At 61.8% G+C, this 25,327-nt stretch carries 23 protein-coding genes; 12 read left to right on the top strand and 11 right to left on the bottom strand.

Annotation, left to right across the window (positions count from 1 at the left end):
• Positions 1-155: 155 nt before the first annotated feature.
• Positions 156-1,616 (top strand): pyruvate kinase, encoded by a 1,461-nt coding sequence (gene pyk / locus BXY39_RS09420; RefSeq protein ID WP_121938608.1) that lies wholly within the window; start codon positions 156-158, stop codon positions 1,614-1,616.
• A gap of 86 nt (positions 1,617-1,702) precedes the next feature.
• On the opposite strand, the gene BXY39_RS09415 is transcribed toward pyk, so the two are convergent.
• A complete protein-coding gene (locus tag BXY39_RS09415) occupies positions 1,703-2,314 on the bottom strand; it encodes an HAD family hydrolase (RefSeq protein WP_121938968.1) in 612 nt (203 codons plus the stop codon).
• Positions 2,315-2,545: 231 nt separating this feature from the next.
• Positions 2,546-2,671, bottom strand: coding sequence for a type B 50S ribosomal protein L36 (gene ykgO / locus BXY39_RS09410; RefSeq protein WP_121938607.1), 126 nt, complete (start codon positions 2,669-2,671; stop codon positions 2,546-2,548).
• Positions 2,672-3,282: 611 nt separating this feature from the next.
• On the opposite strand from ykgO, the gene BXY39_RS09405 reads away from it, so the two are divergent.
• Positions 3,283-4,407: a M14 family metallopeptidase gene (locus tag BXY39_RS09405; protein ID WP_121938967.1), complete on the top strand. Its 1,125-nt coding sequence runs from the start codon at positions 3,283-3,285 to the stop codon at positions 4,405-4,407.
• A gap of 71 nt (positions 4,408-4,478) precedes the next feature.
• Here the strand turns inward: BXY39_RS09405 and BXY39_RS09400 are convergent, their stop codons facing one another.
• Positions 4,479-5,006 (bottom strand): arsenate reductase ArsC, encoded by a 528-nt coding sequence (locus BXY39_RS09400; protein WP_121938606.1) that lies wholly within the window; start codon positions 5,004-5,006, stop codon positions 4,479-4,481.
• Positions 5,007-5,259: 253 nt separating this feature from the next.
• Between BXY39_RS09400 and BXY39_RS09390 the strand changes: the two genes are divergently transcribed.
• From BXY39_RS09390 to BXY39_RS09380, 3 genes are all read left to right on the top strand, one after another.
• On the top strand, positions 5,260-5,877 hold the full coding sequence (locus tag BXY39_RS09390; RefSeq protein ID WP_121938604.1) for a DedA family protein: 618 nt from the start codon (positions 5,260-5,262) through the stop codon (positions 5,875-5,877).
• The gene (locus tag BXY39_RS09385) at positions 5,867-7,057 is read left to right on the top strand and encodes a D-alanine--D-alanine ligase (RefSeq protein ID WP_121938603.1); all 1,191 of its coding nucleotides are present in this window, start codon (positions 5,867-5,869) and stop codon (positions 7,055-7,057) included. The genes BXY39_RS09390 and BXY39_RS09385 overlap by 11 nt, the downstream gene beginning before the upstream one ends.
• Before the next feature lie 172 nt (positions 7,058-7,229).
• Positions 7,230-7,697 carry a hypothetical protein gene (locus BXY39_RS09380; protein WP_147453535.1) on the top strand — a complete coding sequence of 156 codons (468 nt, stop codon included), beginning with the start codon at positions 7,230-7,232 and terminating at the stop codon, positions 7,695-7,697.
• Positions 7,698-7,824: 127 nt separating this feature from the next.
• On the opposite strand, the gene BXY39_RS09375 is transcribed toward BXY39_RS09380, so the two are convergent.
• From BXY39_RS09375 to BXY39_RS09365, 3 genes are all read right to left on the bottom strand, one after another.
• Complete coding sequence (locus tag BXY39_RS09375; RefSeq protein ID WP_170163736.1) at positions 7,825-8,790, bottom strand: DUF2336 domain-containing protein; 966 nt, start codon at positions 8,788-8,790, stop codon at positions 7,825-7,827.
• Positions 8,791-9,047: 257 nt separating this feature from the next.
• On the bottom strand, positions 9,048-9,974 hold the full coding sequence (locus tag BXY39_RS09370) for an MBL fold metallo-hydrolase (protein WP_121938600.1): 927 nt from the start codon (positions 9,972-9,974) through the stop codon (positions 9,048-9,050).
• A 130-nt stretch (positions 9,975-10,104) separates the two neighbouring features.
• Positions 10,105-10,536 carry an Lrp/AsnC family transcriptional regulator gene (locus tag BXY39_RS09365; RefSeq protein ID WP_121938599.1) on the bottom strand — a complete coding sequence of 144 codons (432 nt, stop codon included), beginning with the start codon at positions 10,534-10,536 and terminating at the stop codon, positions 10,105-10,107.
• A gap of 179 nt (positions 10,537-10,715) precedes the next feature.
• Here BXY39_RS09365 and BXY39_RS09360 point away from each other — a divergent pair, with 179 nt between their 5' ends.
• The 4 genes from BXY39_RS09360 (at position 10,716) to BXY39_RS09345 (ending at position 15,343) form a co-directional block, all read left to right on the top strand.
• The gene (locus BXY39_RS09360) at positions 10,716-11,921 is read left to right on the top strand and encodes a saccharopine dehydrogenase family protein (RefSeq protein ID WP_121938966.1); all 1,206 of its coding nucleotides are present in this window, start codon (positions 10,716-10,718) and stop codon (positions 11,919-11,921) included.
• Positions 11,922-12,112: 191 nt separating this feature from the next.
• Entirely contained in the window at positions 12,113-13,627 is a 1,515-nt protein-coding gene (gene amaB / locus BXY39_RS09355) for an L-piperidine-6-carboxylate dehydrogenase (RefSeq protein WP_121938598.1), read from the top strand.
• Positions 13,628-13,702: 75 nt separating this feature from the next.
• Positions 13,703-14,413 carry an FkbM family methyltransferase gene (locus BXY39_RS09350; protein WP_121938597.1) on the top strand — a complete coding sequence of 237 codons (711 nt, stop codon included), beginning with the start codon at positions 13,703-13,705 and terminating at the stop codon, positions 14,411-14,413.
• Positions 14,414-14,509: 96 nt separating this feature from the next.
• A complete protein-coding gene (locus BXY39_RS09345) occupies positions 14,510-15,343 on the top strand; it encodes a class I SAM-dependent methyltransferase (protein ID WP_147453534.1) in 834 nt (277 codons plus the stop codon).
• A 161-nt stretch (positions 15,344-15,504) separates the two neighbouring features.
• On the opposite strand, the gene rpsU is transcribed toward BXY39_RS09345, so the two are convergent.
• Positions 15,505-15,720, bottom strand: a complete 216-nt coding sequence (gene rpsU, locus BXY39_RS09340) for a 30S ribosomal protein S21 (protein ID WP_121938595.1) — start codon at positions 15,718-15,720, stop codon at positions 15,505-15,507.
• Between the two features lie 398 nt (positions 15,721-16,118).
• On the opposite strand from rpsU, the gene BXY39_RS09335 reads away from it, so the two are divergent.
• The 3 genes from BXY39_RS09335 to BXY39_RS09325 all read left to right on the top strand — a co-directional run bounded on the left by BXY39_RS09335 (position 16,119) and on the right by BXY39_RS09325 (position 18,402).
• Positions 16,119-16,808 (top strand): COQ9 family protein, encoded by a 690-nt coding sequence (locus tag BXY39_RS09335; RefSeq protein ID WP_121938594.1) that lies wholly within the window; start codon positions 16,119-16,121, stop codon positions 16,806-16,808.
• A 35-nt stretch (positions 16,809-16,843) separates the two neighbouring features.
• Complete coding sequence (locus tag BXY39_RS09330; protein ID WP_281270009.1) at positions 16,844-17,914, top strand: tyrosine recombinase XerC; 1,071 nt, start codon at positions 16,844-16,846, stop codon at positions 17,912-17,914.
• 164 nt (positions 17,915-18,078) lie between these two features.
• A complete protein-coding gene (locus BXY39_RS09325) occupies positions 18,079-18,402 on the top strand; it encodes a hypothetical protein (protein WP_121938593.1) in 324 nt (107 codons plus the stop codon).
• 351 nt (positions 18,403-18,753) lie between these two features.
• Here BXY39_RS09325 and BXY39_RS09320 read toward each other — a convergent pair whose 3' ends face one another.
• The 4 genes from BXY39_RS09320 to BXY39_RS09305 all read right to left on the bottom strand — a co-directional run bounded on the left by BXY39_RS09320 (position 18,754) and on the right by BXY39_RS09305 (position 25,277).
• A complete protein-coding gene (locus tag BXY39_RS09320; RefSeq protein ID WP_121938592.1) occupies positions 18,754-19,293 on the bottom strand; it encodes a response regulator in 540 nt (179 codons plus the stop codon).
• A 251-nt stretch (positions 19,294-19,544) separates the two neighbouring features.
• The gene (gene lpdA, locus BXY39_RS09315) at positions 19,545-20,951 is read right to left on the bottom strand and encodes a dihydrolipoyl dehydrogenase (protein WP_121938591.1); all 1,407 of its coding nucleotides are present in this window, start codon (positions 20,949-20,951) and stop codon (positions 19,545-19,547) included.
• A 42-nt stretch (positions 20,952-20,993) separates the two neighbouring features.
• Positions 20,994-22,283 carry a 2-oxoglutarate dehydrogenase complex dihydrolipoyllysine-residue succinyltransferase gene (odhB, locus tag BXY39_RS09310; RefSeq protein ID WP_121938590.1) on the bottom strand — a complete coding sequence of 430 codons (1,290 nt, stop codon included), beginning with the start codon at positions 22,281-22,283 and terminating at the stop codon, positions 20,994-20,996.
• Positions 22,284-22,382: 99 nt separating this feature from the next.
• On the bottom strand, positions 22,383-25,277 hold the full coding sequence (locus tag BXY39_RS09305) for a 2-oxoglutarate dehydrogenase E1 component (protein ID WP_245999028.1): 2,895 nt from the start codon (positions 25,275-25,277) through the stop codon (positions 22,383-22,385).
• Between the last annotated feature and the right edge of the window lie 50 nt (positions 25,278-25,327).

Genomic DNA, 25,327 nt, shown 5'->3' with positions numbered 1-25,327 from the left:
CCGCAAAGTCAATCGGCTTTGCATTTGCGGCTTACATGGCGGGCTTTTCGGAACACGGCTGTTTGAGACGACGGCGATCCGGTCCCGTTTCGCCTGACACCCCGCAACGGCGGACATGCTTCCATTGTCCGGTGCGGTATATTTTGGAGCACGGTATGGCAGCACAGGCAACGGGCAGACGGCGGCAGAGAAAAACACGGATCGTCGCCACATTGGGGCCGGCCACATCCAGCGAACGCATGATCCGCGACCTGTTCCACGCAGGCGTGGACGTCTTCCGCCTGAATATGAGCCACGGCGGACACAGCGACAAGGAAAGCATGATCGCCGCCATCCGCAAGGTGGAGGCCGAAGAAATGCGGCCCATCGCCATTCTGGTGGACCTTCAGGGTCCGAAGCTGCGGGTCGGTACCTTTGCCGGCGGCCGGGCATCCTTGCGCCAGGGCACCGCCTTCCGTCTGGACCTGTCCGAAGCCCCCGGCGACGACACGCGGGTCGGCCTGCCGCACCGGGAAATCTTCGATGCGCTGACACCCGGCACACATATCCTTCTGGATGACGGCAAAATCCGTCTGGCCGTCGAAACCGTGTCCGCGGATGCCGCCGGATGCCGGGTCGAGGTCGGCGGCATCCTCTCCGACCGCAAGGGTGTCAATGTCCCGAACGCCGTGCTGCCGCTGGCCGCACTGACGGAGAAGGACAAGCGCGATCTGGCCTTCGCCCTGAAGGCGGGAGCGGACTGGATCGCCCTGTCATTCGTCCAACGCCCGGACGATGTGGCCGAAGCCAGAAAACTGGTGGCCGGCAAGGCCGCCGTCATGGCCAAGATCGAAAAGCCCGCGGCGGTCGGGGAGCTGGACGCCATTCTCGAACTGGCGGACGGGGTGATGGTCGCGCGCGGCGATCTGGGGGTCGAAGAACCGCTGGAAAACGTGCCCGTCATCCAGAAACATATCATCGGCGCCGCCCGCGCCGCCGGAAAGCCGGTGGTGGTGGCGACACAGATGCTGGAATCCATGATCCAGGCGCCCAGCCCGACCCGGGCGGAAGTCTCGGACGTGGCGACCGCGGTGATGGACGGGGCGGACGCCGTGATGCTGTCGGCCGAATCAGCAGTGGGCGAGTTTCCTGTCGAGGCTGTGCGGGTGATGGACCGGGTCGCCGAGCGGGTCGAACGGGAACCCGGATATCTCGGCGCCGGCCAGACGCGGATCAACCCCAACGCCACGGCGGAAGACGCCATCACCGCCGCCGCGCGGCAGGTGGCCGCCACCGTCGGCGCGCAGGCGATCGTCACCTTCACCACATCGGGCACAACGGCCCTCAGGGCCGCGCGGGAACGGCCCGCGGCCCCCATCCTGACCCTGACGCCCCGGCTGAAGGTGGCACGGCGGCTGTCCATCGTCTGGGGCCTGCACACGGTCAAAACACGCGATGTGGTCAGTTTCGAGGATATGGTCGGCAAGGCCAAGCGCATGGCGCTGCGGCATGCCATGGCACGCGGCGGCGACAGGATCGTCGTCACCGCCGGCGTTCCCTTCGGCACGCCGGGGGCGACGAATGTCCTGCATATCGCCTGGGTACAGGGCAATGAACTGGAGGCCGTCGGGTCCTGACCGCACCCCCAGCCATAGAAAGAGATGGCCAGAGGAAGAGATAGAGAGAGGAACAGATAGGCGGGGGAACAGATAGAAACAGTCCCTTACAGGAACCCTTCCGCCTTCAGGTCCCGCTCCAGCGCCCCGGCACCGGTGAAAAGATGCCCGCGCAAACCAAGCGCATTGGCCGCATCGACATTTTCCTGGCGGTCATCCACATAAAAGGTCCGCTCCGGGTCCAGTCCGAAACGCTGGATCGCCACCTGATAGATACGCGGATCGGGCTTGACCAGCCCTTCCTGACCCGAAACCACCACCCCGTCGAAAATATCGGTGAATAGAAAGGCACGGCAGAAAGACGGCCATTTCTCGGTGGAAAAATTCGTCAGCCCGTAAACCCGGGTTCCATGCTCCGCCAACCGTTCCAGAAGCAGCACGGTGTCGCGGACAGGACCGCGAATCGTTTCGTTCCAGCGGGTGTCGAAGGCCGCGATCAGATCGGCATAGTGCGGGAACTTCTCGGTCAGGATGCGCACCCCCTCGGCAAAGGGCCGGCCACGGTCGTGCTCCGTGTGCCAGGACAGTGTCACCACATTCTCAAGAAAATATGTCAGCTCATCCGGGTCCGGAATAAGCTGTTCGTATAGAAAGCGCGGATTCCATTCGACCAGGACATTTCCTATGTCGAACACCACCGCAGATAAACGGTCAATCATGCTGCCCTCACGTCTCTGCGGATTGAATGTATGAAAAACATACAAACAAAACAACCGTTTGAGGGAAATAATTACAATTGTACACGATAGACATTAACCAATAGCAAAAAGCCGACGGGAAATTTCCTTCCCGGCGGCCAAGAAATAATAAACAGCATTATTCAAGGGGATTGGGTGGCATAGGGGACATTATCGTCCCGCCGTGCCAAAAACGCGCTTTACCCAGGTTTCTTACCCTTGGCGTGCCTTGAAACGGCGCTGCGTTTTATTGATGACGTAGATTCGACCCTTGCGACGGATCACACGATTGTCGCGGTGGCGGCCTTTCAGCGACTTCAGGCTGTTGCGTATTTTCATTGTCCGTCTCTTGTCTTTTCGTCAACCGGCCGCTGTGCGTGCCGTCATGGTCTGACCAGGGTTTCACGGAAACACCGTGCCATGCGTCAGGCCGTCAGCGGTCCAAAAAAATATGCACCCGGTCAAAGGGTGCGTTTCGGCGGCGGACACTATCGCTGCATCCACCGTCTGTCAACCAATTAAGCCGCAAGCGAACTGTGGAAAAGGACATCCCTATGAATACGCGCCGGCGCGCAAACAGCGGTTCCGGCCGGCGGGAAATGGCGGCAAAGCGAAAAAGACAAGGGGCCGCAAAAATAGAGGCGCCTCCTGTTGGCCGTTCATAACCGGCGGCAAGACCGGTTATACGGCGCGGGAGACGCCCCAGTCCCCCGTAGGTTTGCGGGGGTATCCGCTCACGCTTTCGCGTCAGTGAAAAGAGCCTAGCAAATCCGCGCCTTTCTGTCATGAAAAGCCGCACCCATACCCTGTAAAATCCGTTCTCTCACAGCCATGGCGCACGACATGAACGGCGACGGAGCCGGGGGCGGTCGCCAATTGACACCTTGTGTCAGAGACTTGCCGCCGATATGTCACCATGGGTGACCCAGTTTCTGGCAAAGGGATCGGACATGCATATTTCCCAGGCATTTGACGGCGGAAACATCGATATCGTCGCGGCGGACGACCCATCCGACATCCGACTCGCAATCCGCAAGGATCACCGATCGGATTTTTACCAGTGGTTTTCCTTCCGCCTGTCAGGGGTAACGGACACGCCCTGCCGGATCAGCATTGTCAACGCGGACGGCGCGGCCTATGCGGACGGCTGGCCCGGATACCGGACATGCGCGTCCTATGACCGGGAAACCTGGTTCCGTCTGCCCACGGTCTATGAAAACGGCATCCTGCGTTTCGAGGTCGAACCGGAACAGGACAGTCTGTACATCGCCTATTTCGCCCCCTATTCCATGGAACGCCACGCCGATCTGATTGCCGAGGTTGCCGGCTCGCCGCTTGCCGTCACGCGGGTTCTGGGCCATACGCTGGACGGACAGGACATGGACCTGGTCGAGGTGGGCCATGGACGCGACGGCCGCAAGGCAGTCTGGCTGATCGCCCGGCAACACCCAGGCGAAACCATGGCCGAATGGTGGATGGAAGGCGCCTTTGACACCCTCCTTGATCCAGACAACCCGATTGCCCGAGCCCTGCTGGAAAAGGCGCATTTTTACATCGTCCCCAATATGAACCCGGATGGCAGCCGCCGCGGCCATCTGCGCACCAATGCGGCCGGCGTCAATCTCAACCGGGTCTGGAACGCACCGGACATGGACACCAGCCCGGAAGTATCCCTGGTCCGGGCCGCCATGCTGGAGACCGGCGTCGACTTCCATCTGGACGTCCACGGCGACGAGGCCCTGCCCTATTGTTTCATTGCCGGGTTCGAGGGTATTCCCTCCCTGAAACCGGGACAGACGGCCCTGTTTGAGCGGTATGTGTCGGACTTGTGCGGTCGCAGCCCGGATTTTCAGCGCACGCACGGCTATCCGGTGGACGCTGCCGGCTCGTCGGACCTGAAAAAATGCACCGATTACGTGGCGGAGACCTTCGGCTGTCTGGCGATGACGCTGGAAATGCCCTTCAAGGACAATGCCGACCTTCCCGACGATACATTCGGATGGTCACCCGAACGCAGCCGCCATCTGGCCCGCGCCTGTCTGGAAAGCCTGCTGCCGCTGCTGGACGATCTGTAAGGAACCGACCGCAGACCCGGGCCCCGAAACCGCGCCCAGAAACCGAGCCCCTTCAGGGTCGGACGATTCGCTCAGCCAATCGCCCGGACGGCAGAGGCCAGATCAGCAGAAATCAGATCGGCCGCCGCGCCGTCACCGTCCGCCCCCACCCGGTCAATCGTACTGTCCAGCGCTCGGATCAGCTTTTCCATGCGGGCATGGATGGCCCCATATACCTCTTCAAACGTCCGGGCAATCTCGTCTGGCGTACCCGTCGCCCCAGCAGGGTCGGGAAACCCCCAATGTACCCGCAAGGGAGCACCCGGCCATAGGGGGCAGGTCTCGCCGGCGGCGCTGTCGCACACGGTGATGACCATGTCCATCTGCGGGGCATCCGCCCCGGCGAACACATCCCAGCTTTTCGAGGAGAATGCCGCCATATCGTATCCCTTTGCCAGCAACAGATCGGCGGCATGGGGATTGACCGCGCCCGCCGGCCTGCTGCCGGCACTGAACGCCCGTACCCGCCCCGCGCCAAGACGGTTCAGGATCGCCTCTGCCAGGATGGACCGCGCGGAATTACCCGTGCACAGAACAAGAATATTGATGACATCGCCCATGATCATTGCCCCTTTGGATCCGCCGGCAGGCCGGTATTTTCTGCATATCCTCACGGCCATACATCGGATTTGTGAACATTTTTGGCTTTATTCTACCGCCTTACACACACATTTTAAAAACACGGGCAGGCCGCTGACGACCGGCGGTCCCGGTGCGGCTGTATGGGGCCCGCCGTCGACAGCGGGCTGCATGGTGCCTTGACAGGCCGCCGCCGAACACGGAACAAGGTCTGGTGTAAGTGAGGATAGACCGGTGACGGCTGACCAAATCATCGCCCATATAACGGCCCTGACGGACCGCCCGCTTCTGCTGGCGGCGGCGCTGGCGCTGGCCACACTGATCACCGAGGACGGTGCGCTCATTGCCGGCAGCCTTCTGGTGGGCAATGGCAGCCTGGACCCCTTTATCGCCGTTACGGCCCTTGTGATCGGCATCGCAGGCGGCGATGTCGGCCTTTACGGTCTCGGCAGTCTGGCACGGACCAGCCGCGCCCTGCGCCGCCGCCTGCCGCTTCGCAGGATTCAGAAACTGAAGCGGTGGCTGCGCGGCCGGCAGACCCCCGTGCTGTTCCTGTCGCGGTTTCTGCCCGGCACCCGCATGCCAACCTATGTCGGTTTTGGCTATCTGCGGTTTTCCCTGACCCATTTTTCCCTGGTGATGCTGTCGGCGGCGATTGTGTGGGTCAGCGCCATGGTGCTGTTCGTTAGCCAGACACAGCGCTTTCTGACCGAGATCGGCGGCACCTGGGGCATGGCCGGGGGTGCGGCCACGGCCCTGATCCTGATTGTCGGCATGCCCCATTTCGCCCGCCGTCTCAGCCGCAGACGCTGGGGCCAGACCATCGAAGACGAGCTGAACAGTGCAGAATGATGCCGCCGGCCTGACCGTGCCGCCCTCCGCCGCCGCACCATCCGGGCCACAGGGCGGACACGGCGCGGCATCCGCCCTGCCACACAGCGGCAGTCCCCATGCGGGCATGCCCGCACTGGACGACAGCGCGGCCCACATCAGCTGGTTCGAATTCGCGCCCGCGCGTCTGTTCTATCTGCCGGTGGTGGCTTATTGCGCATGGCTGGCACTGCGCCACAGGGGGGCTATTCTGCCAACCAACGCCAATCCGGCCCTGCCCTATTCCGGCTTTGTCGGGGAAAGCAAGTTCGAGGTTCTCAATCAGGTCCAGGGACCGGCGCGCCAACTGATCGCCCCCTACCGGCGTATCCGCCGCATGGATACGGACGCGGCAACGCTCGACGCCGCGCGGACGGCGATGACCTCTCTCGATCTCGGCTTTCCCATTGTTGCCAAACCCGATCTGGGCATGCGCGGTGCGGGCGTGCAACTGCTGAAAAACCAAGAGGACTTACAGGCGTATATCCGCGATTTCCCACACGGCGGGGATTTCCTGCTGCAAGAGCTGATCGATGCCGAAGGCGAGGCCGGCGTTTTCTATGTCCGCCAGCCGGGGGAGGAAAAGGGCCGTATTCTCAGCCTGACACTGAAATATTTCCCAAGGGTCACCGGCAACGGCAAGATGACGCTGCGGCAGTTGATAGACACCGACCCCCGCGCCGGTCAGCTCGCCCACCTGTATCTGGACCGGCACCGGAACCGTTTGGACACGGTCATCCCAAAAGGTCAAAGCGTCCGCCTCGCCTTTGCCGGCAATCACTGTCGCGGCACCATTTTCCGCAACGGCAACGATTATATCACCGATGCGATGACGGCCAGTTTCGACCGCATCGCCCATTCCATCGGGGAGTTTTTCGTCGGTCGTTTCGATGTGCGTTTCGGGGACTTTTCCGCCCTGCAGGCCGGCCGGGGATATCGCATCATCGAGATCAACGGCGCCGGCGGCGAGGCAACGCATATCTGGGATTCGCGCACCCGCCTGCACGAAGCCTACGCCACGTTGATGACCCAGTTCCGTCACCTTTACGAAATCGGCGCGCAAAACCGCGCGCGGGGTTTCGCACCGCCACGGCTGAAAGACTTCCTCAAGGCCTGGACGAAAGAACGCAAACTGACCGCGAACTATCCGGTCACGCACTGATCCCCGGCATACCGCCCTATCCCTGCCTCACTCGACTGCGGACATATCTTCGCCGTGCATGCCCGCCACACACATCCGGCGCTATCACGCGGGCGTCATGGGCTTTGATGTGCACGCAAACCCGCCACCGGATAAAGTATGCGCGAAAAAAACAAACACATCGAGGGGGCATATGCTTGATCCGATAAAGAAATATCTGCCGGTTTTGCTGATCGTGGCAATCCTGGGCATGACATTCCCGGCCAAATTCGGCCTGATCGAAGACCCGATCACACCGCATATCTTCATGACGGTCGGCACCTATCTGGGGCTGGGTTTTTATGCCGAACACGGCGCGGTCATTACCGGCGTGCTCGAACTGATCGCGGTGATCCTGCTGCTGATCCCCGTGACGCGTCCTTACGGGGCGGTCATGGCCATGGGACTGATGGCCGGCGCCATTTTCTTCCATCTCTTTTCGCCGCTCGGCATCGTGGTCGAAGTCCCCATGGGCGACGGCCGGATGGAAGCCCTGCCGGACCTGTTCATCATGGCGGTGATCGCGTTCCTATCCGCAGCCTATCTGACATACAGCCACCGCGACCGGCTGCCTGTCCCGGGCATACAGGACAGCGCCGGGGACGACGGCGGGACAGTCTGAGCAACATCCGGCCGTCATCAACAAAAACGGCGGAACCATAGGGTGACGCCGTCATAATATCATCCTAGCCGGGCGTATCATCCGGCTCATCCAGGCACTGGGCCAGCAGCGGGCCGACAGTCGCGGGTCAGTCCATGTCCGGTGCGGCGAAATGTTTTTTCGCGGCAGCCAGGTAGCGCGGCGCCAGATCGCGGGGCACACTGGCGCGTTTCAGCAGCTTTACAAAATCCTTGCGGTAGTGCAGCCGCAGGCGCGCCCGGACCTCGCCAAGCGGCAGGCCTGACTCCAGTGCAAGGGCACTGACCATGAACTCGGGGCAATCGGCTTCCGCCATTTCCGCCGTCAATTCGGGATTGAGCTGACCGTTCTTGCGCAGATCGACGACAAATGCGTGCACCTGGGCGGGGCTCGCCTTGCCCAGACTGCGCTTCAGTGCCCGCGCACGGCTGGACGCGGCGATCCGGTCGGCCACTGGCACCTCCAGCCCGTAATGATCCACCAGCGCCTCGCGGTGCCGGGCCGATATCCTGTCGACAATCCGTCTGACGATGGACATGGGCAGATCGGAGCGCATGCTCAGATCATCCATCATGGGTCTGTCGCCGCCGAACCGCCGCACCACACCGTCACAGGCCCTTTCGCTCAGGCTCAGCCGGTGATTGCGCACGACATAGCCCACGGTGGGCTTGGCGGCCGTCTCGACAATCGCCTCGACGGTCTGCTCGCCCAGGTCGTTGCGCCGGGCGATGACCAGGCGGGCATGTTCGGCGAGTTCGGGGATCAGGGCGGCCGTCTCCTCGTCGGTGAACAGGGTCGAGGTGGCCAGGAACGGGCCGGAGACGGATTCGACATCGCGGGCGATACTCTCGCCGATGTCTTTCGGCAAATCGTCGCAGTTGCGCAGTTCAAAGGCCAAGGCCTCGCGCACCTGATCGCTTACATCCTTGGCAAGCATGCGGGCAACGTCCGCCACAACGGCACGGTCATCGTCTGGGTGGCGACCGTTGAGAAACTGCCCCACCTTTTTCGCCAGAATGACCTTTTCAAGCCGCTGTGCGTTTACCAGCCTTACGGTGTCCACGCCCAAAAACATTTTCCCGTCCATTATTTTGGGGCAGTCAGTCGTCTACCCGCGTGTCACATGGCGGTAAGGCTGTCTTTGAATCAATAGACGCATAAATAATCATTAAAATTGAATCATATTTACACAAAATCGTCCCCATGCAATTGGCGCGGGAAAAACATCGTTTCGCGGGGGACAGGACCCCATATTGACGCCCCGGCGGTCAACGCCGGTGTGCCGGTTCACAAGGGACGGATACGATATTCTGATCAGGCGAATGGCACGGCTCAGGGGTGTGCGCCGGCAGGGCGCGTCGGCACAAGGGGAAGGGGCGCATCGTCGCCTGTCTCCGCCGCCCAGTCCAGATGCGCCCGGACCTGTCCCTGCGCCGCCTGCACAAGCCGGTCCGGCAAATCCGGATAGATTGCGGCGACAATATCCGCCACGGCGACAATGCCGCGCCCGGCACAGTCCAGGATCTGGTCGTGACGGGCCATGCGGTGGGCGCGGATTTCAGCGATCCGCTCCGCCGGTCTGTCAACCAGGGGGCCGTGACTTGGCGCCATCAGGCGGGCGGAGACAGCCGCCAGCTTGTCCAGGCTGTCCATATACGCCCCCAGATGGCCCAGCGGCGGCACCACGGCGGTCGTGGACCACCCCATCACGTGATCGCCGGAAAAAAGCAGTCCCCGCTCCACCAGATGAAAGCACAGATGATTGGGGAAATGGCCGGGCGTGTGCAACGCCTCGACGGTCCAGCGCCCGCTGCCGATACGCTCGCCGTCGCCAAGACGGACATCGGGCCGGAAATCGGCATCGACATCCTCTTCCGTCACGGCCACGGCCGCAGGGGGCAATCCCCCGAACCCGTATGTGGCCGCCCCTGTCGCCGCCTGAAGCGCCACGGCCGCGGGACTGTGATCCATATGGGTATGGGTCACGCAGATCCCGTCCACCGGCCGGCCATTGATGGCATCCAGTACCGCCGCCACATGGCAGTCCATCGCCGGGCCGGGGTCGATAATCCACAACCGGTCCTCGCCCAGCAGATAGGTGTTGGTGCCGGGTCCCGTATAATCCTTGGCGTTCTCGGCCAGAACGCGCACCAGACCGGGCGCGATCCGCTCGGCCTTTCCATAGCAGGCCGCCTTTCTCAGCGATTGCGCGACGATGTGGCTTGGAACGGGATTGGGACTTGGTCTGGATACTGTCATGAATACCGGATAAATCTGTTTCGTGGCTGAAAAAGGGCTGTCTTGTGACCGTGATAGTGCGCAGTCTGCGCACCGGATGCAATATGCGCCCCGTCACATATGATAAAATCAGCGCGAGCCGGCAAGAACCCTATCCCCGGTTGATCTTGGTCGACAGCAGGACAGAGGACTGGGTCCGCTCCACCCCCTCCATACGGCCGATGCTGTCCAGTGCGGCGTCCAGGGCTTCCGTATCCGGGGCCGCCACCTCGGCGACAAGATCATACCCGCCGGAAATGGTGTGCAGCACGGTGACCGCACTCAACCCCCGGCATCGGGCGACCACAGCGTCCTGGGCTTTCGGCGCAACCTTCATCATCACTTGCGCGCGCACCAACGCGCCGGTCGCGGCCTGGCCCAGACGAACCGTATAGCCCTGAATGGCCCCACCCCTTTCCAGACGGTCCAGCCGCGTCTGAACGGTGGACCGGGCCAGGCCCGTCCGCCGCGCCAGATCGCTGATGCCAAGCCGCGCATTCTCACGCAGCAGGTCCAGAAGACGGCGATCCGTTTCATCCAGCATGTATCTTCCCGCCTGAGTTAGGCAATATGTCTTATTGCTTGGTCAAATTGGTCGATAATTTATAGCATATTGACAAAACATATCATTCATTTCAACGGATCGTGGTCATAAAATTCACGGATAGCCCGTTGGCCGACAGGAGTGTCGCCAACAGCATTTCCGGGGAGGGACAAGAAAACATGACACCTGTTCTGCTGATCGGTGCCGGCAAGATCGGCGAGATGATCGCCACGATGCTGGCCGAAAGCGGCGACTATCAGGTCACGGTCGCCGACAGGGATGAAGACGCGCTCGGTCGTTTGATGAATCATCTGCCGGCGGATATGCCCGTGGTGCCCCGCACGCTGGATGTGGAAAATGACGCGGCCCTGTCCGGCGCACTGAGCGGTCAGTATGCCGTCCTGTCAGCCACCCCGTACCACCTGAACCGGTCGATCGCCCCGGCGGCGAAGAAAGCCGGCGTGCATTATCTGGATCTGACGGAAGATGTCCGCTCCACCCGTCTGGTCAAGGACCTGGCCGCGGACGGCGGCACCGCCTTCATCCCGCAATGCGGCCTTGCCCCCGGTTTCATTTCCATCGTCGCCCATGATCTGACCAAACATTTCGACACCCTGCACAATGTACACATGCGGGTCGGAGCCCTGCCGGTCTACCCCTCCAACGCCCTGAAATATAATCTGACATGGTCGACGGACGGGCTGATCAACGAATACTGCAACCCGTGCGAGGCCATCGTGGACGGATCGCTGCGCGAGGTGCCGCCCCTGGAAGAGATCGAGCATTTCAGCCTGGACGGCATGGAATATGAAGCCTTCAACACCTCCGGCGGGCTCGGCACACTGTGTGAAACACTGGACGGCCGGGTGCAGAATCTGAATTACAGGACCGTGCGCTATCCGGGGCATAGGGACATCGTCAAACTGCTTTTGCAGGATTTGCGCCTTGCCGAACGCCGCGACGTGCTGAAGGATATTTTCGAGCACGCCCTGCCGATGACGCTTCAGGACGTGGTGCTGATTTTCGTCACTGTTTCAGGATACCGCGAGGGACGTTTCATGCAGGAAACCTTCGCCCACAAGGTCTATGCCCGCGAAGTGGTCGGGCGCCGTTACAGCGCGATCCAGATCACCACCGCCAGCGGCATCTGCGCCATGCTGGACATGCTGCACGAGGGACAATTGCCCGCCGGCGGCTTTGTCCGTCAGGAGGACGCGGGACTGAAAGCATTTCTGGAGAACCGCTTCGGCGCCGCTTATGGTGTCGCGGCGGACGGCACGGCAACCGGTGGTGCCCCATCGGATGCGCACGGCGGACAGCCGCACGGACGGGACACACAGGAAGGGTTTCCATGGCGGAAGGCACCGCAGCGGCAAACGGGGTGACTGCATGCACCCACGGCAGTGCCGCCCCCGCGAATCCCGCCCATGGCAAAGCTGCGGACACACCCCATTTCTCAACAGAGCGATAACCACCGGGCGCGGGTACCCGCCTGAGGCCGCATAAGGAACCGCAAGACCCGCCCGGAGCCATTTGGCCCGGAGCTATTTGACCCGGAATCATTTGGAGAAACACGATGACATCACCGCGCCTGGCTGAAATTTTCAAAACACTAGAGCTGGACCCCGCCCTTGTCACCGGCGGCGATCTCAGCGTGATCAGCCCGATTGACGGCACGGACATCGGTACCGTGCAACGTGACAGTGCCGCCGGCACCGACGCGAAAATCGCGGCGGCGGTCAAGGCGTTCGAGCACTGGCGCCAGGTCCCCGCCCCCAGACGCGGCGAGCTTGTGCGGCGGTACGGGGATCTTTTGCGGCGGTACAAGGAACCACTCGGCGCGCTTGTCACCCTTGAATGCGGAAAAATCCTCGAAGAGGGCAAGGGTGAAGTGCAGGAAATGATCGACATCTGCGATTTCGCCGTGGGCCTGTCCCGCCAGCTTTACGGACTGACCATTCAGTCCGAGCGGCCCGGTCATCACATGCGCGAAACCTGGCAGCCGCTGGGACCTGTCGGCGTGATTTCCGCCTTCAACTTTCCCGTCGCGGTCTGGGCGTGGAACACCGCCATCGCCCTTGTCTGCGGCGACCCGGTGATCTGGAAACCCAGTGAGAAAACCCCCATCACCGCCCTTGTCTGCGATGCCCTGTTGCAACGGGCCATCGCCGATTTCGGCGCGGACGCGCCCGCCGGCCTGTCCTGTGTGCTTGTCGGCGAGCGTGACACCGGCGAACAGCTGACAGGCGATTCCCGCGTGCCGCTGATTTCAGCGACCGGCTCCTGCCGCATGGGCCGCCAGGTCGGCCCGAAAGTGGCCGAGCGGTTCGGCCGCTGCCTTCTGGAACTGGGCGGCAACAACGCCATTATCGTCACGGACAGCGCCGACCTGGACCTGGCGGTCCCGGCCATCGTGTTCGGGGCCGTCGGCACGGCGGGCCAGCGCTGTACATCGACCCGGCGCATCATTGTCCATGAAAGCCTGAAGGAAACCCTGGTCGCCCGGCTAAAAAAGGCATATGCACAAATCCGCATCGGTGACCCGCTCGACGGCGATACGCTTGTCGGCCCGCTGATCGACGGCGCCGCCTTTGAAGGCATGGCCCGCGCCATTGAAGCCGCACGCGGCGAAGGCGGTCATGTGACCGGCGGCGAACGTGTGCGCACCGATACCCATCCGGGCGCCTATTATGTCACACCGGCCATCGCGGAAATGCCGGAACAGACCCCCTCCATGCTTGAGGAAACCTTTGCCCCCCTTCTCTATGTGATCGGCTATACCGATCTGGACGAGGCCATCGCCCTGCACAATGGCGTGCCGCAGGGGTTGTCATCGGCCATTTTCACCACCGACATGCGGGAAGCGGAACGTTTTGTCTCCGCCACCGGGTCTGACTGCGGGATTGCCAATGTCAATATCGGCACCTCCGGCGCCGAGATCGGCGGGGCCTTCGGCGGTGAGAAAGAAACCGGCGGCGGCCGCGAATCAGGATCGGATTCGTGGAGGGCCTATATGCGCCGCCAGACCTCGACGGTGAACTACAGCCATGACCTGCCGCTGGCGCAGGGAATCAAATTCGATCTGGGCTGAAGAAAGATGGCACCGACTTCCCGTGCATGAAGTCCGGTGCGACAGCACCAAAGCCCGCAACAGGATGAGACACCAATGCAGAAACCGCCTCCGATGGACAAGAACGTATGCCGGCAACGCCTTCTAAGCATGCCGGACGCCAAGCCACTTGTCTTCGATGTCGGCGCACACATCGGCCAAACCATTCAGGAAATCAGGACTCTCTCCCCAAACGCGGAAATCCATAGCTTTGAGCCCGACCCCCGGTCTTTTGCCGAACTGGAAGACAGGTTCAAAGGCACGCCCGGACTTCATCTGAATAACGTTGGGCTGTCGGATCGGAAAGGAACTGCGGCTTTTCACCGGAACAACAAATCCTACACTAACAGCTTCCTGAAACTCAAAAACAGTCGGGACTGGCGTTGGCAAGGAGACGATTTTTTCGAGGAAACAAACGCGGACCTTCCTCTGACGACAATCGATAACTATTGCAGCGACCATGGGGTAAAGCATATCGATTTTCTTAAGATCGATACACAGGGGCTCGAACCTGAATGCCTTGCAGGTGCACGCGATATGCTCGCTGCCGGACGAATTACCGCCATCGAAACCGAAATTATTTTCGACAATCTTTACGAACGCCGGTCCAGCTTCCATACGGTTGAACAGACTTTGCTACCTCATGAATACCGGCTGGTCGGGATGTCGCGGCATCTTTATGACTCGGTCGGCATTCTACGCGAGCTTGACGCGCTCTACATACGCGAAGACCGGCTCGAATCGTTCAGAGCTGTATCGCTGGCATAGAGCCGTGCTCGCGGAAATGTTGGATGACAGTCCCTGATGGTCGCTGCCATAAGGGACGAACACTGTCTTTATCCCGTCACCCTTAATATGAGGCATATGATGCGAGGACTTTTGAAAACCGTGACCGCGCTTCTGGTGCTGATCGCCGCACCGGCAGCCATGGCTGACACGCTCGATACCGTTCTGGCCGCGCGCCCGGATGCGGACAAAGCCCGGGATCAATACCGCCACCCCAAAGAAACGCTGACCTTTTTCGGCATTACACCGGGCATGACCGTCATCGACGTGCTGCCGGGTGACTGGTATGGCCGCATTCTCGCCCCCTATCTGGGAGCGGACGGGACCTATATCGGCTCCGCCTATCCGAATGAACGGTACAAGCGCATCTTCGGGGCAGAGCGCTACGAAAGCCGCCGTGAACGGATCGAGTCGTTCGAAACCCGCTTTCCGGACAGTGTTGCCGGCTACGCGGATACCCCGCCGGCCACCGCCACCTTTCGCACATGGAACGCACCGGAAGATATGCACGGCACCGTCGATGCCTATCTGATCATACGGGCCCTGCACCATATGAACAGATATGGGCCAGCCGACATGGACGCGGCGGCGGCCGAGGCGTTCAAACTGGTGAAGCCCGGCGGCATTGTCGGGATTGTCCAGCACCGTGCCCCGGAAGGCGCCGGCGATGACTGGGCCATCGGCTCCAAAGGGTATCTGAAACAGTCCCGCGTGGTCGCGGCCTTCACCGGCGCCGGCTTCGTGCTGGAAGCCAGTTCGGACATCAACGCCAATCCGAAAGACCAGCCTGGCGAGGGCGATTTCGTCTGGCGCCTGCCTCCCAGCCTTGCCAAAGGCGAAACCGACCGTGCGGCCTATCAGGCCATCGGCGAGTCGGACCGGATGACCCTGAAATTCCGCAAACCGTCCTGAGACGGTTCTCCCAAGGACAAAGCTTCATCTGACATGAGGCTTTGTCCCTGTACGGCCCAAAAGGCCGCCTGACAAACAAACGGAAAACCGGATACATAAAGTAAAACCCCCACGGTATGGTCCCGTGGGGGTTTCAAGTCCGATCCGGTTGGAACAGAACCTTAACGGTTGCTGCTCAGACCGTCGCGTTCCTGGCGCTTACGCTCAAGCTTGCGAGCGCGGCGGACCGCCGCAGCCTGCTCCCGTGCCTTCTTTTCAGACGGCTTTTCGTAGAAGCGGCGCAGCTTCATCTCGCGATAAACGCCTTCGCGCTGCAGTTTCTTTTTCAGGGCACGCAGCGCCTGATCAACATTATTGTCACGTACGACAACCTGCATGTGGTTGCTCACTCCCTTCTAATGGCTGGATTTGCCGGTATGTCCGCACTTTTCAAAAAGCGCAAACAAACCAGCCGCCTTAGGCCCGGCCTATAGCAGAGGGCCACAAAGCGCACAAGTGTTACTGTGAAAAACAGGGAGCATCGCCTGTTTTTCTGGAATTTCTTATACCAGAAAAAGCGCCAGGGTGCAAAACAGGGCGTACAATAGGGTGCAAACCGGGCCCCCGGCAGGGAACGGTACCGCATCTCTGTGTCGGGTCTGTATCGGTAATCTGCCGGGCCGCGACAGAAAGCCTCATATCACAGCGCAGTCCCCCTCTTTTCTAACCGGCCGGTTTCCGTCATGCTGTTGCCTGCCGTCATGGATCGGTGGCCCAAACACCAAGGATGTGCGCCATGAGCCAAACCGCAGCATACCAGACCGCCTCTTTACCCGCCGGGGATCCGACACCGGAAGAATGGCGCATACCCCTTCTGGACGCCATGCTGGCGCATGTGCCCTTTGACGGCTGGAGCAAAGGGGCGCTCCACGCGGCCGCGTCGGATTTGGGCCTGCCCGCCGAAATGGCGGATCTGGCATTTCCCGACGGGGCGGTCGAGGTGCTTGAAATGCATCTCAAGAAAGCCGACGCGGATCTGGCCGACACCCTGGCCGCGATGAATTTGCCGGCCATGAAGATTCGCGAACGGATCACGGTAGCGATCCGTACCCGTCTTGAGATGCACGCTGACCACCGCGAATCCGTGCGCCGGGGACTGGCGACCCTGTCTCTGCCGCAACATGCCGGTCTTGCCATGCGCTCCTTGTGGGCAACGGCGGACACCATGTGGCGCGCCGCCGGCGACACCAGCACGGATCACAACTGGTACACCAAGCGCATGACGCTCAGCGCCGTTTACAGCAGCGTGCTCCTGTTCTGGCTGAACGACGACAGCGAAGACTTCAGCGACAGCTGGGCCTTTCTCGACCGGCGTATCGAAAACGTGATGCAGATCGAAAAGGCAAAATTCCGCCTGCGCCAGACACAGGACAGACTGCCCTCCGTAAGCCGTTTTCTGGGACGGTTGCGGTATCCCGGCCTGTAAGGCCGGATGAAGGGAGCGCTAAAAGGACCCGCCGTTTGAAGACACCGCCCGCGCACATCGTACCGGACACTCCGGACCCGGGGCCAAAGCAGGGGCCGGAACATGTCCACAATGCTCCCTCCTCTGAAAAGAGCGCAGACCTGTTTCTCGGCGCCGGCCTGCCGGCCCTCAGCCCGGCCACCTGCGATCTTGTCACCCGCTGGCACCGTTTTCTTGTCAGCGAAAAACGCGCCTCGACCCACACCGTGACGGCCTATGGCCGCGATGTCGGCCGCTTTCTGTCTTTCCTGGCGGACTATGAAGGGTCCGAGGTCACGCCCGAGGCTCTTGTCGGGGCCGATATTCGCACCTTCCGCGCCTTTCTGGCCCACTGCCGGCAAAAGGGGACAGGCCGGGCGCAATCGGCCAAGGGCCTGAGCCCGCGCAGCGCGGCCCGCCTTCTGTCAAGTCTGCGCGCCTTCTACCGGTTCCTCGACAAGGCGGCCGGCCTTGAAAATGATGCGATTTCCGCCGTGCAGGGCCCCAAGCTGCCGCATCGTGTCCCCCGCCCGCTGGACGAGCAGGGGGCCGGCGCCCTTCTCGACACCGTGGGCAGTATGGCCGATGTCCCCTGGGTGGCGGACCGGAATGTCGCCGTGGTCACCCTGCTGTACGGGTGCGGCCTGCGAATCGGCGAGGCCCTTGGCCTCAAACGGCGGGATGTGCCCAGTAGCGACACCATGAAGGTCATCGGCAAACGCGGCAAGGAACGTATCGTACCGGTCCTGCCCGCAGTGCGCGAGGCCATTGCCGCCTATCTGCAAAGCTGTCCGCATGCGCTGCCGCAGGACGGGCCGCTTTTTGTCGGGGTGCGCGGCGGGCCGCTCGGCCCCCGCCCGGTGCAAAAGGCGGTGCAACAGGTCCGGGCGGCCCTTGGCCTGCCGCAAAGCGCCACACCGCACGCACTGCGGCACAGTTTCGCGACCCATCTGCTGGCGCGCGGCGGCGATCTCAGAACCATTCAGGAACTGCTGGGCCATGCCGATCTGTCCAGTACGCAGATTTACACGGATGTGAACACCGCCCATCTGAAATCCATTTATGAAAAAGCCTTCCGGCGGGCCTGACGGGCCGCTAATGTAAGCGCGGGTACACGAGGGTATGGCGGCGCGGACGGTTCCGTTTCCAAAAGGCGGTATCGCGAAGGGCGGCGTCGCTCGCCTGACAGCACCCCGGATCGTCCGACACGGTCCACTGGGCACATTCACTGACAGACAAGGACGGGAAATCCATGGATGACGGGCCGGGCGGCCACGCCCTTGATCGTTTGCGCATGATGGGGCTGATCGCGCTGTACGGGGCCCTGTCCGTGTTTTCCATCCTGTTGATCTTCGCCGCCTTCAGATTGTGGCCGGCCATCGGCGAGGGCTTCAAGGTTCCTCTCATCGCGCTCAGCGGTGCTGTCTCCACCCTCATCGCGGGGCAGAGCAGCTACCGGCTGTATACCCACCTGAAACGACGCGAATATCTGCATGATCATCATGTGCCGCTTGCCCCCTTTGCCAGTATTGCCGTCACCCTGCTGATCGCCAGCTGGGTTTTCAGGGGACTTTAGCCGCTGGCCGAAACTGTGCCGAGTCGTGTCGCCTCCGGACAGCCTGTGACGTCTTGATTGGCGCCTCCGGGCTGTCCCCGCATGGCCTCTTCCCTCTTGCGGCCAATTACGTGATCGGGTTCAGAAAACTGGACCCAAGCGAGCCGCTTCCGGTGATGCAGCGGTGCATCACCACACAGGTTGACGGCGGCCGAGCAGCCTGCATGCACACCGCCCGTTACAGAGGCCCGTGACAGAGCCGCCAGCATCAGATATAGACGGAATCAGATATGATCTGCATCAGACACGCTCGGAAGCAGGCGAAGGCCAAACTCACCGCTACGGCGCAGGCGGGCGATACCCGCCGGCGGGTCAGGTCATCAATTTGACGAAAGCGGGCTCGTATTGGATCTTGCTGTCCTGATTGGTGCGCCGTTCCACACCGTGATAGGCCTTCATCTGTTCGCGCCGGCGGCACGGACCGATATAGGATGCCGACCGGATAAACGGCTTGGGCTGGGCATAGATATGCTTTAAGCGGGATTCGACCAGATTGCCGGTGACCGGCAGAGCCAGAATCTCGTTCACGCCGGCATCGCGGCATTCCATCACGGTCTTCTTGCTGGGCTGCGGCAGGATCATCACCACCGGTGCTTCCGACATGTCCCCATCGGTCAGGCGGATGAATTTCACGAAATCGGGGCCGCCATGCTCGGAAAAGTCATAATCGACGAAAAACAGATTGACGTTTTTCGACCGCATCAGCTTCAGGGCGTGCGGGACCTCGATCGCGCGCTGGATATTCTCTGCGCCGCCATCGCGCAGCACCTTGCGGATAAACTCCCCAAGCTGCCGGTTCTGCATGGCGATCAGCACATTCAATTTGCCAAAAGGTATCAGTTCGGCCGACATTCCCAATGTCTCCGCCCGAGAGCACGCCTGACTTGGATTTGTTATTATGTAGCTTACGCTTAATTGTATGTATTTAAGCTACCATATTTTGAAAAAGACACAAATATTGTCTAAAATTAAATCAAATTTTCTAGAAAAGGTTTATTGATACACCTAAAACGTGCACAATAATGCCTCCTGACCGGTTGCGCTATGCACCCGGTCAGGAGGCGAATCAGGCTCGGGGACGGTCCTGTCCCCGGTGACGGGATTTACATATGGATGGGCCGTCCGTGAACCGCCAGGGCCGCTTCCTTCACCGCTTCGGTTTCGGTGGGGTGGGCATGGCTGATCAGGGCGATATCCTCGGCGCTGGCACCCAGTTCCATGGCGGTCGCGGCCTGTGCGATCATGTCACCGGCCTTGGTACCTATGATATGGACGCCGAGAATCCGGTCGCTGTCCTTGTCCGCCAGGATTTTCACAAAGCCGTCGGTTGCAAGATTGGCCTTGGCGCGGCTGTTGGCGGTGAAAGGGAACTTGCCGGCGGTAAAGGCAACGCCGGCCGTCTTCAGATCGTCTTCCGATTTGCCGACGCTGGCCACTTCCGGCCATGTATAGACCACGTTGGGCACGGTCTCATGATTGCAGTAGCCGTTCAGCCCGGCGATATTCTCGGCGCAGGCGACGCCTTCATCCTCGGCCTTGTGGGCCAGCATCGGCCCCTTGACCACATCGCCGATCGCCCAGACCCCCGGCACATTGGTGGAAAAATCGTCGGCCACTTCGATCCGGCCGCGCTCATCCACCGCAACGCCGGCGGCCTCAAGCCCCAGCCCTTCGGTGTAGGGACGGCGGCCGACCGAGACCAGCACCACATCGGCCTTGAGTTCCGTCGCTTCGCCGCCCTTGACCGGCTCGAAGGTGACGGTGACACCGCCGCGGGTTTTCTTCACATTCGTCACCTTGGACGACAGATGCAGGGTCATGCCCTGTTTTTTCAGGATGCGACCGAAGGTCTTGCGGACCTCCATGTCCATGCCCGGCAGCACCTGGTCCATGAACTCGACAACCGTGACCTCGGCACCCAGACGGCGCCAGACCGAGCCCATTTCCAGCCCGATGACACCGCCGCCGATCACCACCATGTGCTTGGGCACCTTGGGCAGCGACAGTGCGCCGGTGGACGACAGGATTTTCTTTTCGTCGATCTCCACCCCCGGCAGGGAGGCGACGTCGCTGCCGGTGGCGATGATGGTGTTTTTCGCCGTGACGGTGCGCGTGCCGCCGTCGTTCAGCACCACCGCGATGGTATCCTTGCCGGTAAAGGTCCCGGCGCCCTTGATCCATTCGACCTTGTTCTTCTTGAACAGGAATTCGACACCGCCGGTCAGACCGTCGACGATGCCGTCCTTGGACGTCATCATTGCCTTCAGATCCACCTCGACGCCCTTGACCTTGATGCCGTATTTGCCGAAGTCATGCGCCGCCTCCTCATACAGGTGCGAGGCGTGCAGCAGGGCCTTGGACGGAATACAGCCGATATTCAGGCAGGTCCCGCCGAGCGTGTCACGCTTCTCGATGCAGGCGGTCTTGAGGCCCAGTTGCGCGGCGCGGATGGCGGCCACATAGCCGCCCGGACCGGAACCGATAACGACGACGTCGAAACTGTCGGACATGGATGACATTCCCTTACATCACTGCGTATTGATACGGAGCACTTACATATCGAGAAGAAGACGGGTCGGATCCTCAAGCGCTTCCTTCACGCGGACGAGGAAGGTCACCGCCTCGCGCCCGTCGATGATGCGGTGGTCGTAGGACAGCGCCAGATACATCATCGGCCGGACGACGACCTGGCCGCCCACCACCATCGGGCGTTCCTGAATCTTGTGCATGCCGAGGATGCCGGACTGCGGCGGGTTGAGGATCGGGCTCGACATCAGCGAGCCGAAAATGCCGCCGTTCGAGATGGTGAAGGTACCGCCCTGCATGTCCTCGATCGCCAGCTTGCCGTCACGGGCCTTCTTGCCAAAATTGGCGATGGCCAGTTCGGTTTCGGCGAAGGACATGTCCTGCGCGTCGCGCAGAACCGGCACGACAAGACCGTTCGGCGCCGACACCGCCACGCCGATATTGGCATAATTGTGATAGACGATTTCGTCACCGTCGATCTGCGCGTTGACGGTCGGCACTTCCTTCAGCGCCAGGCAGCATGCCTTGGTGAAGAAGCTCATGAAGCCCAGCTTGATGCTGTGCTTTTTGGCGAACAGGTCCTTGTAACGGGTACGCGCATCCATCACCGCGGTCATGTCCACCTCGTTATAGGTGGTCAGCATGGCGGCAGTGTTCTGCGCCTCCTTCAGGCGTTCGGCGATGCGCTTGCGCAGACGGGTCATCTTGACCCGTTCCTCGCGCGGTCCCGCATCCGCAGCAGGCACCGGGGCGGCCACGGGCGCGGCGAGCGTGCGGGCCGTGCCCTGCTCGACCGCTTTCAGGACATCGCCCTTGGTCAGACGTCCATCCTTGCCGGTACCGGCGATGGAGGCGGGGTCGAGATTATAGTCTTCGACCAGCCGGCGCACGGCCGGGGACAGCGGCCTGTTAGAAACCGGGGCCGAAACCGGGGTCGAAGTTGGGCTCGGGGCGCCGCCGAAGGCGGTGGCGGCCGCGGGCTGAGGGGCCGGGGCGGCGGCCTGTTGCGGCGCGGCAGGGGCGGGCGTTGAAGCCGGGCTGGCTGCGGGCGTTGCCGGGGCGGCGGTCGCCTTGCCGTCGGTATCCACCTTGGCGATCAGTGCGCCGATTTCCACCGTGTCGCCTTCGGGCACCACATGTTCGACGATCACGCCGGCCACGGGGCTCGGCACTTCCACGGCGACCTTGTCGGTCTCGATCTCGACCACCGGTTCGTCCGCGGCCACCGCGTCACCCACCTGTTTCAGCCAGTTGCCGATGGTGCCTTCACTGACGGATTCACCCAATTGCGGGATGCGGATATCTTCGACTGCCATTGCGGGGGCTCCTACCCTGTCCTTACTCGTCTTCACTCAATACGCGCAGGTTTTTTGCTTAACCCACGCGCGGGCGGCGGTTTGTGACCGCCGCCCGCCTCAGGCGCTTAGCGCCGCGTCGATCAGCGCCGCCTGCTGGCGCAGATGGATTTCAGCCTGTCCGGTCGCCGTGGCCGCGCCGGGCGCACGGCCGGCATAGGACAAGGCCGCCTTGGCCAGTTTGGCGTCGGCCAGCACATGTTCCAGCGGCTCGCGGATATAGTGCCACGCGCCCATATTTTTCGGCTCTTCCTGACACCAGACAACGGCCTTGGCGTTCTTGAAGCGCTTCAGCTCCTTCAAAATCGCCTGATGGGGGAAGGGGAACAGTTGCTCCACCCGCAACAGATAAGTGTCATCCAGGCCACGCTTGTCGCGCTCGTCCAAAAGGTCGAAATAGACCTTGCCGGAGCACAGAACGACACGGCTGATCTTACCGTCCGCCGCCAGCGTCATGTCGGAGGCGCCGCCGGTCTCGGCATCGTCCCACAGCACGCGGTGAAACTGCGAGCCGGGGCCGAAATCGGCCAGCGTCGACGTGCATTTCTTGTGCCGGAGGAGGGACTTCGGCGTCATAATGACAAGGGGCTTGCGGAATTTGCGGTGCATCTGCCGGCGCAGCACGTGAAAATAGTTGGCCGGCGTGGTGCAGTTGGCCACCTGCCAGTTGTCTTCCGCCGACATTTGCAGGAACCGCTCCAGCCGGGCGGAGGAATGCTCAGGCCCCTGGCCCTCATAGCCGTGCGGCAGCAGCAGGACAAGGCCGGACATGCGCAGCCATTTGGCCTCGGCCGACGAGATGAACTGGTCGATGATGATCTGCGCGCCATTGGCGAAATCGCCGAACTGCGCCTCCCACAGGGTCAGCGTGTTCGGCTCGGCCATGGAATAACCGTATTCGAAGCCGAGCACGCCGAACTCGGACAGCGGGCTGTCCAGTACCTCGAAATGGGCCTCGGGGTTCATCCGGTCGAGCGGCCGGTAGCGCGCTTCCGTCTTCTGGTCGACAAAGATCGAGTGACGCTGGCTGAAGGTGCCGCGCCCGCAGTCCTGGCCCGACAGGCGCACGCCGAAGCCCTCGCGCAGGAGGGTGCCGAAGGCCAGCGCCTCCGCCGTCGCCCAGTCGAAGCCCACATCGCCCTCGAACATTTTTTCCTTATTGTCGAGAACCCGGCGCAGCGTCCGGTGCAGGTTGAAGTTTTCCGGCACCTCGGTCAGTTGCGCGCCGACCTCGCGCAGGGTGGTTTCCGCCACCCCGGTTTCCGCCCGGCGCAGTTCCTGATCCTCGGGCGACAGGCCGAGGCCGGACCATTCGCCGCCGAGCCAGTCGGCCTCATTGACGCGGAAATCCTCGGCCGTGGAAAACTCATCCTCAAGCTGGTTGATGAAGGTGCTTTCCATGGTCTTGAGCTGGGCGTCGGTCAGCAGCCCCTCGGCCTTCAGCCGTTCGGCATAGACCTTGAGAACGGACGGATGCGATTTGATCGCCGCATACATCAACGGCTGGGTAAAGGCGGGCTCGTCCGATTCGTTATGGCCGAAGCGGCGATAGCAGATCATGTCGATGACCACGTCGCGCTTGAAGGTCTGGCGGAATTCGGTGGCCAGTTTCGTGGCGAAGACAACCGATTCCGGATCGTCGCCATTGACATGGAAGATCGGCGCCTGAACCATTTTCGCCACATCGCTCGGATAGGGCGACGACCGGGCGAACTGCGGGCTGGTGGTAAAACCGATCTGGTTGTTGACGATAAAGTGGATGGTGCCGCCGGTGTTGTAGCCGCGCAGGCCCGACATGGCGAAACATTCCGCCACCACGCCCTGACCGGCAAAGGCCGCATCCCCGTGCAACAGCAGCGACAGCACCTGGTCGCGCGCCGTATCGTCGCGCTGTTCCTGCTTGGCCCGCACCTTGCCGAGAACGACCGGATTGACCGCCTCCAGGTGGGACGGGTTGGCCGTCAGCGACAGGTGGATGGCATTGCCGTCGAACTCGCGGTCGGCGCTGGTGCCCAGATGGTATTTCACATCGCCCGAGCCCTGTACATCGTCCGGCTTGAACGAACCGCCGTGGAACTCATGAAAAATCGCGCGGTACGGTTTGGCCATGACATTGGCAAGCACGTTGAGCCGCCCGCGGTGCGGCATGCCGAGGACGATTTCCTTGAGGCCGTGCTGGCCGCCGGTTTTCATCACGGCTTCCAGCGCCGGCACCATGGCCTCGCCACCGTCCAGACCGAACCGCTTGGTGCCCGTATATTTGCGGCCGAGAAACTTTTCGAAGGATTCCGCCTCGATCAGCTTGGACAGGATCGCCAGCTTGCCCTTGTCGGTGAAATGGATTTCCTTGTCCCGGCCCTCGATCTTCTGCTGGATCCACGCCTTTTCGTCCGGGTCGTTGATGTGCATGAACTCAACGCCGATGTTGGAACAATAGGTCCGGCGCAGAATGGCGATGATCTCGCGCAGGCTCGCCACCTCCAGCCCCAGCACATTGTCCATGTAAATGGGGCGGTCCATGTCGGCGTCTGTGAAGCCGTGCGTCTCGGGCTCAAGCTCGGGATGAAGGGGGCGTTCCTCCAGACCCAGCGGGTCGAGATTGGCAAGCAGGTGACCGCGCACCCGGTAGATGCGCACCATCATCAGCGCCCGGATGGAGTCGATGGTGGCGGCGCGGATGTCCGCCTGGCTCGCCTGTGCACCGGCACCGGGCTTCGCGCCACCGCCGTCGATCATCATGTCGGTGGCGTCGAGCGCGGTGGTCAGGTCATCATCGGGGCGCAGCGGCCAGTCGCTGCGCTGCCAGCTTGGGCCCGTGCGCGCAATGCCGGCCTCCAAGCTCTCGAAATACGCACGCCAACCCTGATCCACCGACAGCGGATCGGCCTGATAGCGGTCATAGAGGGATTCGACGAAAGCGGGGCTGACGCCCTCAAGCGCCGCGATGCGGTCCATATCTGCGCCCATAGTCTTCAGGCACGGGACTTACTCCCGTGCCCTCCCTT

Origin of the sequence: Eilatimonas milleporae, from assembly GCF_003688555.1 — a bacterium.
GTDB lineage: Bacteria > Pseudomonadota > Alphaproteobacteria > Sphingomonadales > Kordiimonadaceae > Eilatimonas > Eilatimonas milleporae.
The sequence above is the reverse complement of the archived record's forward strand: the minus strand, read 5'-3'. Positions and strand labels throughout refer to the sequence as shown.

Coding starts and splice junctions, on each gene's coding strand:
- pyk (WP_121938608.1), top strand. CDS start 156: ATGGCAGCACAGGCAACGGGCAGACGGCGGCAGAGAAAAACACGGATC.
- BXY39_RS09415 (WP_121938968.1), bottom strand. CDS start 2,314: ATGATTGACCGTTTATCTGCGGTGGTGTTCGACATAGGAAATGTCCTG.
- ykgO (WP_121938607.1), bottom strand. CDS start 2,671: ATGAAAATACGCAACAGCCTGAAGTCGCTGAAAGGCCGCCACCGCGAC.
- BXY39_RS09405 (WP_121938967.1), top strand. CDS start 3,283: ATGCATATTTCCCAGGCATTTGACGGCGGAAACATCGATATCGTCGCG.
- BXY39_RS09400 (WP_121938606.1), bottom strand. CDS start 5,006: ATGGGCGATGTCATCAATATTCTTGTTCTGTGCACGGGTAATTCCGCG.
- BXY39_RS09380 (WP_147453535.1), top strand. CDS start 7,230: ATGCTTGATCCGATAAAGAAATATCTGCCGGTTTTGCTGATCGTGGCA.
- BXY39_RS09375 (WP_170163736.1), bottom strand. CDS start 8,790: ATGTTTTTGGGCGTGGACACCGTAAGGCTGGTAAACGCACAGCGGCTT.
- BXY39_RS09370 (WP_121938600.1), bottom strand. CDS start 9,974: ATGACAGTATCCAGACCAAGTCCCAATCCCGTTCCAAGCCACATCGTC.
- BXY39_RS09365 (WP_121938599.1), bottom strand. CDS start 10,536: ATGCTGGATGAAACGGATCGCCGTCTTCTGGACCTGCTGCGTGAGAAT.
- BXY39_RS09360 (WP_121938966.1), top strand. CDS start 10,716: ATGACACCTGTTCTGCTGATCGGTGCCGGCAAGATCGGCGAGATGATC.
- amaB (WP_121938598.1), top strand. CDS start 12,113: ATGACATCACCGCGCCTGGCTGAAATTTTCAAAACACTAGAGCTGGAC.
- BXY39_RS09350 (WP_121938597.1), top strand. CDS start 13,703: ATGCAGAAACCGCCTCCGATGGACAAGAACGTATGCCGGCAACGCCTT.
- BXY39_RS09345 (WP_147453534.1), top strand. CDS start 14,510: ATGATGCGAGGACTTTTGAAAACCGTGACCGCGCTTCTGGTGCTGATC.
- rpsU (WP_121938595.1), bottom strand. CDS start 15,720: ATGCAGGTTGTCGTACGTGACAATAATGTTGATCAGGCGCTGCGTGCC.
- BXY39_RS09335 (WP_121938594.1), top strand. CDS start 16,119: ATGAGCCAAACCGCAGCATACCAGACCGCCTCTTTACCCGCCGGGGAT.
- BXY39_RS09325 (WP_121938593.1), top strand. CDS start 18,079: ATGGATGACGGGCCGGGCGGCCACGCCCTTGATCGTTTGCGCATGATG.
- BXY39_RS09320 (WP_121938592.1), bottom strand. CDS start 19,293: ATGTCGGCCGAACTGATACCTTTTGGCAAATTGAATGTGCTGATCGCC.
- lpdA (WP_121938591.1), bottom strand. CDS start 20,951: ATGTCCGACAGTTTCGACGTCGTCGTTATCGGTTCCGGTCCGGGCGGC.
- odhB (WP_121938590.1), bottom strand. CDS start 22,283: ATGGCAGTCGAAGATATCCGCATCCCGCAATTGGGTGAATCCGTCAGT.
- BXY39_RS09305 (WP_245999028.1), bottom strand. CDS start 25,277: ATGGACCGCATCGCGGCGCTTGAGGGCGTCAGCCCCGCTTTCGTCGAA.